The sequence below is a fragment of the Marinomonas colpomeniae genome (assembly GCF_014803385.1).
Lineage (GTDB): Bacteria > Pseudomonadota > Gammaproteobacteria > Pseudomonadales > Marinomonadaceae > Marinomonas > Marinomonas colpomeniae.
Window position 1 is genome coordinate 144,623 of sequence record NZ_JACYFC010000004.1, and the last position, 12,182, is coordinate 156,804.

The 12,182-nt window shown below is 40.4% G+C and carries 9 protein-coding genes; 7 read left to right on the forward strand and 2 right to left on the reverse strand.

Going from position 1 to position 12,182, the window contains the following annotated elements; translation table 11 throughout:
- The first annotated feature begins 19 nt into the window (after window positions 1-19).
- From accD to purF, 5 genes are all read left to right on the forward strand, one after another.
- Window positions 20-886 carry an acetyl-CoA carboxylase, carboxyltransferase subunit beta gene (accD, locus tag IF202_RS12750; RefSeq protein WP_191595306.1) on the forward strand — a complete coding sequence of 289 codons (867 nt, stop codon included), beginning with the start codon at window positions 20-22 and terminating at the stop codon, window positions 884-886.
- A 4-nt stretch (window positions 887-890) separates the two neighbouring features.
- Window positions 891-2,162 carry a bifunctional tetrahydrofolate synthase/dihydrofolate synthase gene (folC, locus tag IF202_RS12755; protein WP_191595307.1) on the forward strand — a complete coding sequence of 424 codons (1,272 nt, stop codon included), beginning with the start codon at window positions 891-893 and terminating at the stop codon, window positions 2,160-2,162.
- A 3-nt stretch (window positions 2,163-2,165) separates the two neighbouring features.
- A complete protein-coding gene (locus IF202_RS12760) occupies window positions 2,166-2,747 on the forward strand; it encodes an SPOR domain-containing protein (protein WP_235963511.1) in 582 nt (193 codons plus the stop codon).
- Between the two features lie 75 nt (window positions 2,748-2,822).
- Window positions 2,823-3,356: a CvpA family protein gene (locus IF202_RS12765; protein WP_191595308.1), complete on the forward strand. Its 534-nt coding sequence runs from the start codon at window positions 2,823-2,825 to the stop codon at window positions 3,354-3,356.
- An 87-nt stretch (window positions 3,357-3,443) separates the two neighbouring features.
- Entirely contained in the window at window positions 3,444-4,952 is a 1,509-nt protein-coding gene (gene purF, locus IF202_RS12770; RefSeq protein WP_191595309.1) for an amidophosphoribosyltransferase, read from the forward strand.
- Between the two features lie 96 nt (window positions 4,953-5,048).
- Here purF and IF202_RS12775 read toward each other — a convergent pair whose 3' ends face one another.
- Entirely contained in the window at window positions 5,049-8,285 is a 3,237-nt protein-coding gene (locus IF202_RS12775; RefSeq protein WP_235963513.1) for an efflux RND transporter permease subunit, read from the reverse strand.
- 11 nt (window positions 8,286-8,296) lie between these two features.
- A complete protein-coding gene (locus IF202_RS12780; protein ID WP_191595310.1) occupies window positions 8,297-9,406 on the reverse strand; it encodes an efflux RND transporter periplasmic adaptor subunit in 1,110 nt (369 codons plus the stop codon).
- Window positions 9,407-9,668: 262 nt separating this feature from the next.
- Here IF202_RS12780 and IF202_RS12785 point away from each other — a divergent pair, with 262 nt between their 5' ends.
- Complete coding sequence (locus IF202_RS12785; RefSeq protein ID WP_191595311.1) at window positions 9,669-11,582, forward strand: ATP-binding cassette domain-containing protein; 1,914 nt, start codon at window positions 9,669-9,671, stop codon at window positions 11,580-11,582.
- A gap of 3 nt (window positions 11,583-11,585) precedes the next feature.
- Complete coding sequence (locus IF202_RS12790) at window positions 11,586-12,179, forward strand: DUF2760 domain-containing protein (RefSeq protein ID WP_191595312.1); 594 nt, start codon at window positions 11,586-11,588, stop codon at window positions 12,177-12,179.
- Window positions 12,180-12,182: the final 3 nt, after the last annotated feature.

Sequence of the window (12,182 nt, forward strand, 5' to 3'; positions counted from 1 at the left end):
TAGAAATGTGGAGAATTAAATGAGTAGCTGGCTAGATAAATTTGTCCCTTCGATTGTTCGAAGTGAATCTAAGCGTGGTACAGCAGGTACTGTACCTGAAGGTCTTTGGAAAAAATGTCCTAAATGTGAAAACGTTTTGTACCGCCCAGAATTGGAAAAAAACTTAGATGTTTGTCCAAAATGTGAGCACCATTTACGTGTAGGTGCTCGTCGTCGCTTGGATATTTTCTTAGATAAAGAAAATCGTCACGAAATCGGTGCGCATCTTGAGCCTGAAGATAAATTGAAATTCAAAGACTCAAAGCGTTATAAAGACCGTATTGTTGATGCACAAAAGAAAACAGGTGAAAAAGACGCTTTAGTTGCAATGGAAGGTACTTTAAACGGTATGCCTGTTGTGACCGTTGCTTTTGAGTTCAGTTTCATGGGCGGTTCTATGGGCGCTATTGTTGGTGAACGCTTTATTCAAGCTGTTAATGTTTGCTTGGAAAAACGTATTCCACTTGTTTGTTTCTCTGCCAGTGGTGGCGCTCGTATGCAAGAGGCGCTTATCTCTTTAATGCAAATGGCGAAAACCAGTGCAGGCTTGGAGCGAATGAAACAAGAAGGTATACCATATATTTCAGTTATGACTGACCCTGTGTTTGGTGGCGTATCGGCTTCTTTAGCAATGTTAGGTGACTTAAATGTTGCAGAGCCAAATGCCTTAATCGGTTTTGCTGGCCCTCGGGTTATTGAGCAAACAGTTCGTGAAAAACTACCTGAAGGTTTTCAGCGTAGTGAGTTTTTATTGAACAAAGGCGCGTTAGATATGATTATTAAGCGTGAAGAAATGTGTGATCGCTTATTTAATATCTTATCTTTGCTTACCAATAAGGTTGCTTAATTAAATGACGCAGACGTCATTAGCTAGCTGGCTTTCATACATTGAGAGCCAGCATCCCTCTGAAATAGAGTTAGGTTTAGACAGAGGGAATGAAGTATTAGCTAGGTTGGGTCTATCTCGACCAAGAAATAAAGTGATTACCGTTTCGGGTACAAATGGCAAAGGTTCTACCTGCGCCATGCTAACTCAGTATCTTTGTGCACAACATCATTCAGTTGGTACTTATACTTCTCCTCACTTTCTTGTCTTCAATGAACGAATAGCCTTAAACGATTCTCCTTGTGATGATGAGATGATTTGTCGTGCTTTTGATGCAATTGAAGCAGCACGGGGAAATATAGCATTAACCTATTTTGAATTTAGTACGCTTGCTGCCTTATGGATTTTTGATCAGTCTGATCTAGATTACTGGATACTAGAAGTTGGTTTAGGTGGGCGTTTAGATTCAGTGAATATGATCGATACCGATGTAGCGGTTATTACTTCTATTTCTTTGGATCATATTGATTGGTTAGGTGACAATATTGATGTTATTGCACAAGAAAAAGCCGGAATCGCTAGGAAAGATAAATTATTAATTAGTGGTGTGGTTAATCCACCAGACTCTATTGCTGCTACAGCATTAGAGATTGGAGCGCATTTACGACAGAAGGGAACTGACTTTAACTTTGTATCTGACGAGGGCCTTTGGTCATGGTCTGGTGCAGGTGTTGAGTATAATAACTTGCCTACTCCTTCGCTTCCTTTGCAAAACGCAGCAACTATTATTGCCGTGTTAACCTATATGGGAATGGCCCCTAAGCAAGAAGATTTAGTTAGATTATTTAAAACGGCGCAATTAACTGGGCGCTTTCAAAAAGTAGCTTCTACTCCAGATATATATATTGATGTTGCGCATAATCCAGAAGCGGCTATTGAGCTTTCGCAAAGAATAAAACAACTTGTTCGTCCTCCTATTGCGGTATGCGGTATGTTGAAGGACAAGGATATTGCTAGTGTCGTGAGTCATTTGGCGAATAGTTTTTCTGATTGGTTTTGTTGCGATTTAGATGGTCCAAGAGGGGCGAAGGCTGAGGATCTTTCTGCTGAGATTGTAAGATGTCTACCGAACCTTTTGTCTAATGACCTTTCTTCTCATGTTCATACATTCCATTCTGTCAATCAAGCCTATGACGCGGCTTTATCCAAAGCGAAAGCAGATCAGCGTTCAGTGATAGTGTTTGGGTCCTTTGTAACTGTCTCGGAATATTTGACATTTAGTCAATCGAAAGAGTGATTTATGATAGATAGAACCATAACTTTTAGACTTATCGGCGCTGGCATAATGGTGCTTTCAGCGGCTGTTATATTGCCTTTGATTTTAGATGGTGAGCGCCCTCCAGAACTGGATATTCAAGTTCAAGTTAGCGAACCGCCTGCTTTCCCTGTTATTAAAATAGCACCAGTACAGCCGGTGAAAAGCTTACCTGTTGCTTCAACAGAAAAGTCAGCACAAGATATAACTTTAATTCCAACACCTAAAGCCGCGAAAGATGTTGAGCCAAACTCAGTGGTTTCTAAAGTGACATTACCTACCCCTACGGTATCTGCTCCTAAAAAAACAGTTGAGGCCAAAGCGCCTGCAAAAACGACAGAGCGTTGGGTTGTGCAAATTGCGACTTTTAAGAGTAAAGACAACGCCACTCGTCTAGTAGATAAATTAAAAGCGGCAAAATATGACGCTTATAGTATTACAACGAACTCACTATATAAGGTGTATGTTGGTCCAGAATTTAAACGAGATACTTCTGAAAAAGTGCGAGACGAAATTAAAAGTAAATTTAAATTAGCAGGCTTTGTTACTAAATTTTCAGTTAATTAGACCAGCTTTTGTAAAGCGGTATTTTGAATGAGTTAGTGATCTGCTAAACTCCGCAGCGTTTTTTTAGAGGTATACATGGAACAAGCAAGCTCAATGTCGACAATAGATTGGCTTATTATCGCTGTGGTAATTCTTTCTACACTTCTTAGTTTGAAAAGAGGTTTTGTGAAGGAAATTTTATCTCTGTTAACGTGGGTTATTGCCTTTGTTGTTGCCGTGAAATTTTCAGATCAAATGCAAGTGTTGCTAATTGAACAAGTTCAAAATGATCAGATTCGATACATTGTTGCGTTTGTTTCTTTGTTTATTGCTTCATTAGTAGTAGGGGCGTTAGTGAGTTTTTTGCTAGGTTCCTTAATACAAGTAACAGGCTTATCGAGTACCGATAGAGTATTAGGCATGCTCTTTGGTTTTGCTCGAGGTAGTTTGATTGTTGTGGCTTTTGTTTCATTATTGAGTCTTAGCCCAGCAATAGAAAAAACAGATTTTTGGAAAACATCTCAACTAATTCCTCAATTGAGTCAGTTGAATGAATGGACACGTGAAATGTTAGGCAAGAGCTCGGATCTTATGGATGCGACTCTCATTGACCGTGTTCTTGGTAATTAGGTGCTGTTTCTTAAATAGAACAGCGCCAAAATAGATAAAGAATGTTTACGGTGTTTACCGTAATTCCCCAACACGAGGATCTATAGCATGTGTGGTATCGTTGGTGTCGTAGGCACGTCGGTCGTTAATCAGTCAATTTTTGATGCATTAACACTTCTTCAGCATCGTGGACAAGATGCTGCGGGTATGGTCACAAGCCATAATGGACGTTTATTTTTACGCAAAGACAATGGTCCGGTGAGTGAGGTTTTTCGTACTCGTCATATGAAAAAACTACAGGGCAACATAGGAATAGGACATGTTCGCTACCCGACTGCTGGAACATCCAGTTCAGCCGAAGCTCAGCCATTCTACGTTAATTCTCCTTATGGCATCTCTCTGGCACACAATGGTAATTTAACCAATACTGCCAAATTAAAGCGTGAAGTATTTGAATCTGATTTACGTCATGTTAATACAACATCTGACTCTGAAGTTTTGGTGAATGTATTGGCACACGAACTTCATCAAGAAGGGAAGTTTGTTCCTACGCCAGAAGATATTTTTAATGCGCTAGAGCGTGTTTATAAGCGTATTGAAGGCGGCTATGCAGTCGTCGCATTAATTACTGGTTACGGTATTTTAGCGTTTCGTGATCCTGATGGTATTCGTCCGTTAATTTACGGATCTCGCGAAACTGATACAGGTGTCGAATACATGGTAGCCTCTGAGAGTGTTGCTTTGGATGCCGCTGGTTTTAAAGTTGAACGGGATATTTTACCTGGCGAAGCCATCTTTTTTGATGTGAACCGTAAAGTTCATGTTCGTCAATGTACGCCGAAAAAAGCGGCGCGTCCTTGTTTGTTCGAATATGTTTATTTTGCACGTCCAGATACCGTTATTGATAGCATTTCAGTTTATAAAGCGCGCATTAATATGGGTGATAAATTGGCTGCTAAGATTCAGCGTGAATGGAAGGATCATGATATTGATGTAGTGATTCCAATACCTGACACTAGCCGAACGTCTGCATTACAAATCGCACAAGCGTTAAACATACCTTTCCGAGAAGGCTTAGTAAAAAACCGTTATATCGGTCGTACTTTTATTATGCCTGGTCAGGAAATTCGTAAAAAGTCGGTTCGTCAGAAACTAAACCCAGTACCGTTTGAATTTAAAGATAAAACAGTACTCTTGGTGGATGATTCGATTGTGCGCGGTACAACGAGTAAAGAAATTATCGATATGGCAAGAGAGGCGGGTGCTAAGAAAGTATATATTGCTTCAGCTGCACCAGAAGTACGTCATCCAAATGTGTATGGTATTGATATGCCTGCAGCACATGAGTTAATTGCTTATAACCGGAATGTTGATGAAATTTGTGAATTGATTGGTGCAGATAAACTTATCTTCCAAGATTTAGACGATCTTATCGATGCTTGTATTGATGAAAAGCACTCAGATGTTCGTGAATTTGATACCTCTGTGTTTAATGGTGTTTATATTACAGGGAACATCGACAAAGGTTATTTAGCGAGTCTTGAAGGCTCACGTAATGATATGAATAAATCAGCATTAGAAGACGTTCAGGCCAGCGATATGATGCATCCGATGTAGTCTTTTCGTTATTAAGTAGCGGTACTGAAAACAGAAAGAAAAAAGCGGGCTTAGATTTGTATTCTAAGCCCGCTTTTTATTATGTGATGTTCTATTTTAGTCGCTTTCACTTTTTGGCGTTTTAACATCGACCTGATTGTCTTCAAATGCGTTATTTTCAAATGCACTGTCTTCAGATACATTATCTTTGATAGCATCCTGTGGCGTCATTTCTTGTTGAAGTGCTTCAAGTTCTTTTCTTTCTTTTCTGCGATAGCCCAAAACAAGCAAGCAAGGGGTAAGAATTAAAGTTAGCGGAGTTGCAAAGGTTAGGCCGCCAGCAATCGCTGTCGACAGTTGCGTCCACCACTGGGCAGATGGTGCGCCAATACTTAGTGATTGATGCATTAGGTCGATATTTAGCTGGAAGACCATAGGCATTAAGCCAAGAATTGTTGTAATAGTCGTCAACATCACAGGTCTAAGGCGTTGAACACCAGTTCTAATCGCCGCTTCTCGAACCTTCATGCCTTGTTTACGTAATCCGTTAAAAGTATCGATTAAAACGATATTGTTATTAACAACAATCCCAGCTAGAGCAATAACTCCGACACCACTCATGACGATACCAAAAGGTTGCCCTTTCATCATTAGACCAATAAGTACGCCCATAGTAGAAAAAATTACAGCGCTTAAAATTAATAAACACTGGAAGAAGTTATTGAATTGAGTAACTAGAATAATCGCCATAATAAAGAAAGCCACACCAAAGGCCTTAACCAAAAATATCATGGATTTTTGTTGTTCTTCTGTATTACCACGGAATTCATAACTAACAGATTTATCTATGTTTGTCGCATCAAGTTGATTTTTTATACCTTTAATGACTTCATCAACCACTAGACCGTCTTTTACATCTGCATCAATTTGAATGGATTTTTTACCATCAGTTCTATTGATTGTGCCTTGTTTGGGCGCTGCGTAACGATGTATGAAATTACTGGCTGGGATACTTCCTTGATTCGTCGGAATTTGTAACTGGTCTAGTTGGTCTAAACTGCGTTGATTAACTGGATAGCGCAACACAATATCGATTTTGTCATCTGCGCCTTCGGGCAAGAAGTCACTTAAAGTAATGCCAGTGGTAATCAATTTAATCACATTGCCAAGACTGTTTACATCGACACCATAACGGCTTGCTTCGGCACGATTTATATCAATACGCCACTCAATACCGGGTAGAGATCTACCATCGCTGACCGTAATTATTTCTTCTCTTTCAAGTAGTCTTCTGCTTATTTCATCTGCGGCAATATTGAGTGCCTCAGTGTAACTAGACGTTAGCTGTAATTGAATGTCTGCGCCAGATTGTGGGCCACCTTGTTCCTTTTCAGCGCTAACTTCAATACCAGGAATTTGTTTTGTTTTCTCTCTGATTCTATCCAAAATGACACTGGCTGGTTCACGTTTATACCAATCAGTGAATTCCATTGAAATGGAGCCGATACTATCTGGTGCAGCGTTGTTGCCAGGCGTTGCATAAGAGGAGGTAACAATACTCTTAAGTTCAGGTGTGCCGATTAATTGAAGTTCAACTTGTTTAACCAAAGAGTCTTTTTCATCCAGGGATAAATCGCCACGGGCACGTATATCTAAATTGGCAGACTCTGGTTCAATATTGGGGAAAAATTCTACGCCTTTACCGAACTTTCCATAGCTCATAAAAACACTAATGAGCAAGATTATAGTGAACAAAAGAACCAAAATAGGGGACTCAACTAGACGTGTTAACATTCTGCCATAAAAGCCAGTTGGTCCAGTTAGCTCTCTTAAATTGCCGCTTTCCGTTATGCGTAAAGCGTGCATTGTTTTTTCACTATACGCGCCTTTTTTGCCAATCATAGAGCCAATGGTCGGCAAGACAATTAAGGCCATGACTAACGAAGAAGACAGCGTGGCGATAATCGTAATGGGCATATAGCGCATAAATTCCCCGACAATATCGGGCCAAAAAAGTAGAGGCATAAAAACAGCAAGAGTTGTTGCAGTAGAGGCTGTAATGGGCCATGCCATACGTTTTGCGGCTTCACTGTAAGCTTCTCGCTTAGATGCGCCTTCTGCTAGTTTTCGGTCTGCATATTCGGTAACAACGATGGCGCCATCAACTAGCATTCCAACACTGAGTATTAGGGCGAACAAGACCACCATATTGATCGTGTAGCCTTGTAGATCAAGGATTAAAATTCCTGACAAGAATGCACCGGGAATAGCTAAACCAACAAGTAAGGCACTGCGTGCACCAAGAGCCCATACAATTACGATCATGACCAATAACGTTGCCGCTAGCACATTATTGAACAAGTCATTTAAGGAGGTTTCTATATCAGAAGATTTGTCACCTGTTAGGTTGTACGAGACGCCGTTTTGCCACTGCTTACTTTCTTCTTCGACTACTGCTTTTACGGTTTCTATTGTTTCTATGATATTCGCACCAACACGCTTTGATACCGCGAGAGTAATACTGCGCTTACCTTCTACCCGTGCGTAGCTGCTAGCGTCTTCAAAAGTAAGTTCACCAGTCGCTATGTCACCTAAAAGAACAACTTGGTCGCCATCTGCTTTAATGGGTAGATTAAGAATATCTTCTTTCGTTTTGAGTAAACCAGGCACTTTCAATGAGAAGCGGCCTGCGCCAGTATCTAGATTTCCGGCAGCAACTAGGCGATTGTTTCCAGACACGAAATTAGCCACGTCGGCAAGAGAAAGGTTGTAGGACTCAAGTTGCTCTGGGCGAATAATGATCTGAGCTTGTTGATCACGATCACCACTAATTTTTGCTTCTAAAACACCATCAACCGCTTCAATAGAATCTTGAAGGTTTTTTGCTGTTCTACTTAATGTCGCAAAATCGACATTACCAGATAAATTCACACGTAAAACAGGAAAGGTAGATAAGTTTATCTCTGTGACTGTTGGTTCATCAGCGTCATCAGGTAATTCACTTTTTGCACGATCGACTTTATCTTTTGCATCAATAATTGCTTGGTCTATGTCTACGCCAGATTCAAACTCAATAATGATAGAGGCATGACCTTCAGAGGCTGTGGATTTTAGTTCTTTTAATCCTTCTAGCCCTTTAAGTTCTTTTTCTAAAGGGTGAACTAATAAGCTGTCGGCGTCTTCAGGAGATATGCCCTCTAAAGAAACCGAGACATAAGCCATTGGAATGGTTATGTCTGGATCGCTTTCTTTGGCAATTTCAATGTAAGACACTATGCCCATAAGAAGTATTAGGACAAAAAACATCATTACCGTTCGTGAGCGAGCTAAGGCCGCATCAATTAATGTTTGCATGCTGGATTCCCTTAGTTTTGATAATGAGCTTCGACTTTGTCACCATCGGACACAAAGCCTTGTCCGACAGTAATAATGTTTACATTATCAGGGAGACCACTGACCCAAACTTTATCGCGTTCTGATTTCACAATGTCAACAGGCGTAATAACAACTTTATTATCAATGTCGATGACTTTAATTGCAGTTCGGCCAGAATCATCAAGTGTCAGTAGGGCTGGAGAGAATGCATGGGCTTTTTGATCATCTAGAATAAAGTTCACAGCAGCCGTTAAACCTGCAGGGATTTTATTGTCTGGATTTTCTACTTGAATTTCGACCGTAATGGTTCGACTTGATTCATTGGCTGTTGTGCTTATATAAGAAACTACGCCTTCAGCCTCGTAGCCTGATTCAAGGCGAATATCACCTAAAATACCCAGTTTGATTTTTTCTACTTTGTTTTGTGGAATGTTTACGCTAATTTTTATCGGGTTAAGCGATACTAATGTGCCGATTGAGGCTCCATTCGCTAATACTTGCCCTTGTTGTACATCTAGAGTGTTTACTATGCCAGAGAAGGGGGCTGTTAAGTTGGCATTTTCTAAATCAACCAACAGTGTGCGTTCAGCTGCTTTTGCTGCTGCAAGTTCTGTTTCTGCTTTAGCCAAACTGACTTTCGAAGAAAAATTATCAGCGACAAGTTTTTTAATGCCATCTAATTCAAGTGTTCTTTGTTTTACTAAAAGCCTAGCTTGTTCTATTTGAGTTTTTAATGTTCGAGTATCTATTTGTAGAATAGAACTGCCTTTTTTAACAAACTGGCCTTTTTCAGTAGCAAGTTTAGTAATGCGACCTTGATAGCTATTAGTAAGTAGTAATGTTTCATTGGCGAGCGTTTTTCCGCTCAATGGTAAGTGTGTTTCTATTATTTGAGCGGTTAATGTAGCGGCTTGTACTGAATGAATAAAAGCACTTTCTGTTGTTGGTGAAGAAGTGTCATTTACTTTAGGGTTTGTTTCTATTTGGTCGGTTGCTACTGGGCTAACGGTAATGCCACTTCCACCCAAATACATCCAAGCTACTGCTATGATTATGACAACAATAGCAATAATTGGACCGACCTTGCTTTTCAACTCCATTTAACACTCCACAAGCTAGATAAATTGTATTTATATGGCTCTAAGTATATTCCCAAAGAATGACAAAGAAAGGTTTTTTCTTTGAAATGTGCAAGAAACATTGTGAGTTAAGGATGGCTTTTTTTAATGAAGAATAAGGCTAAGTGTTTATTTAAAATAAAATACTCTTCGTTTTCACCTCTAATGGCTTCTATTTACTGAACCTTCATATAGAAGGGTGATACTATATGCCCACAAAATTTTTACATTTATATGGATAGATATGAGTCTATTATCGTTAGAACAAATTAGTGTTGCTTTTGGTCATAATCCATTGCTTTCAAAAATCAGTTTTGCAGCGGAAGCAGGCGAACGTGTTGCGATTATCGGTCGTAATGGCGCAGGTAAATCGACCTTGTTAAAAATCATTTCTGGTGAACAAGTCCCAGACGAAGGCATGGTACGTCTTGAAGGCGGAATGAAGATTGCTCAGTTGCCTCAAGAGCTGCCAGAAGCGAATGGTAAAACGGTTCGTGACGTTGTCAGTGAAGGCGCTGGCGAAGCACACTCATTAATGACACGTTACTTCAAACTTTTAGAAGACTTTGAAAACGACCATTCAGATGAGTTAGGTGACATTCAAACTAAATTGGATCAGATTCAAGGTTGGGATTTAGAGCAACGTGTGAATCACATGATTCAACGTCTCGCTTTGCCTGCTGATAAACTCATGTCTGAACTGTCTGGTGGTTGGCGTCGTCGTGTTATTTTAGCGCAAGCGTTAATTTCTAACCCTGACGTTTTGTTACTTGATGAGCCAACTAACCATTTGGACGTTCCGACAATCGAATGGATGGAACAACAACTTCAGCAATTCCGTGGCTTAATCTTATTTATTACCCATGACCGTCGTTTTCTAGAAAAACTAGCCAATCGCATCATAGAAGTCGATCGTGGTAATCTGATTTCTTTCAGTGGCTCTATTCACGAATTTCTTGTTTTCAAAGAAAAGCTGTTAGAAGAAGAAGGGCGTGCGAATGCATTGTTTGATAAGCGTCTAGCAGAAGAAGAAGTGTGGATTCGCCAAGGCATTAAAGCCCGTCGTACCCGTAATGAAGGTCGTGTTCGTGCATTAGAAGCCTTGCGTGTTGAGCGTTCTGAACGTATTGGTCGTCAAGGTAATGCAAAAATGGCGATTGAAACGAAAGAGAAGTCAGGGAAATTGGTTGCTGAATTCTCACAAGTGGGTCATTCATTCGAAGATAAAGTTATCTTGCAGCCTATGGATTTGGTTGTTAACCGCGGTGATCGAATTGGACTTGTTGGTCCAAACGGCTGTGGTAAAAGTACGTTATTAAAAATTCTTTTAGGTGATCTTGAACCGTCAGAAGGCACGGTTCGCCAAGGGACTAAGCTTAATGTCGCGTACTTTGATCAGTTACGTGAACAACTAGACCCAGAACAAACAGTCGCTGAAAACGTAGGTGAAGGTAAAGATGTCATTGAAATTAATGGCCAAAATAAGCATGTTATTGGTTATTTAGGTGATTTCTTGTTCCCACCTGAGCGTGCTCGCACACCAATCAAAGCCTTGTCTGGTGGTGAGCGAAACCGTGTTTTATTGGCAAAACTTTTCACCAAGCCAGCCAACCTATTGATAATGGATGAGCCTACAAACGACTTAGATGTAGAAACGCTAGAGCTTCTTGAAGAGCTTTTGATGAACTACGACGGCACTTTGCTGTTGGTAAGTCATGACCGTTCTTTCTTGGACAACGTCGTAACAAGCGTTATCGCGTTTGAAGGCGAAGGAAAAGTGAAAGAATACGTTGGTGGTTATCAAGATTGGATTCGTCAGGGTGGTAAGTTCCCGACGGAATCAACGTCCCAAACAAACGCTGAACCAACGAAAAAAGAAAAAGCCAAAGCGGAAAAAGAAGCCGCAGCGGTTGTCGTCGCTAAACCAAAAGCGAAATTAAGCTACAAGCTGCAACGTGAATTTGAAAATATGCCAGAAGCGATTGCAAAATTAGAAAGTGAAATTGCTTCGCTTCATGCGACAACAAGTTCAGCAGATTTCTATACTGGTGATGCAGATCAAGTGCAAAAAACGTTGGCAAAAGTATCCCATAAAGAAGAAGAGCTCGAAAAGACAATGGAGCGTTGGCTTGAGCTTGAAGAAATGAAAAACGGATAAATTATGACGCAAAAAATTAAAACAGTTTCCTTTGTGCCTAGATTCTTTGGTGCTTTTGGTCAATTTTTTAAATACATGGGGAGCGGCGATTACGCCGCTCGTTGCCAGCGAGTTGCTTCTGGTGATCTACTTGCTAGTGAAGCTGAACCTACTGTAATTACGGAAACAATTGACGTTATTCGTGAAATTGAAGTGGCTGCACCGACATTAGACACTGTCAATATAGATGGCGCTCATCAATTATTACAACTGTTGCAGCAGGAAGCGCGTTTCATTGATTTTCTACAAGAAAGCATAGATGACTACACGGATGAAGACGTTGGCGCGGCGGCGCGTCAAATCCACGTAGGTTGCGCAAAAGTATTAAAACAACATTTCACTATTGAGGTGGTTAATACAGCGTCTGAAAGCAGTCGAATTGAAGTGCCTTCCGATTACGATGTTAAGCAAATCAAGCTTGAAGGTCGTGTTGAAGGCTTAGGTCCTTATTCAGGTACCTTGATTCACCCTGGTTGGAAAGTGGTCGACACTAGACTGCCTAAAGTAACGAATACAGACAACCTAACTATTTTAGCGCCAGCTGAAGTCGAGGTATAAAAC

Excerpts from the sequence above, each read along its gene's own strand:
- accD (WP_191595306.1), top strand. The coding sequence starts at position 20 with ATGAGTAGCTGGCTAGATAAATTTGTCCCTTCGATTGTTCGAAGTGAA.
- folC (WP_191595307.1), top strand. The coding sequence starts at position 891 with ATGACGCAGACGTCATTAGCTAGCTGGCTTTCATACATTGAGAGCCAG.
- IF202_RS12760 (WP_235963511.1), top strand. The coding sequence starts at position 2,166 with ATGATAGATAGAACCATAACTTTTAGACTTATCGGCGCTGGCATAATG.
- IF202_RS12765 (WP_191595308.1), top strand. The coding sequence starts at position 2,823 with ATGGAACAAGCAAGCTCAATGTCGACAATAGATTGGCTTATTATCGCT.
- purF (WP_191595309.1), top strand. The coding sequence starts at position 3,444 with ATGTGTGGTATCGTTGGTGTCGTAGGCACGTCGGTCGTTAATCAGTCA.
- IF202_RS12775 (WP_235963513.1), bottom strand. The coding sequence starts at position 8,285 with ATGCAAACATTAATTGATGCGGCCTTAGCTCGCTCACGAACGGTAATG.
- IF202_RS12780 (WP_191595310.1), bottom strand. The coding sequence starts at position 9,406 with ATGGAGTTGAAAAGCAAGGTCGGTCCAATTATTGCTATTGTTGTCATA.
- IF202_RS12785 (WP_191595311.1), top strand. The coding sequence starts at position 9,669 with ATGAGTCTATTATCGTTAGAACAAATTAGTGTTGCTTTTGGTCATAAT.
- IF202_RS12790 (WP_191595312.1), top strand. The coding sequence starts at position 11,586 with ATGACGCAAAAAATTAAAACAGTTTCCTTTGTGCCTAGATTCTTTGGT.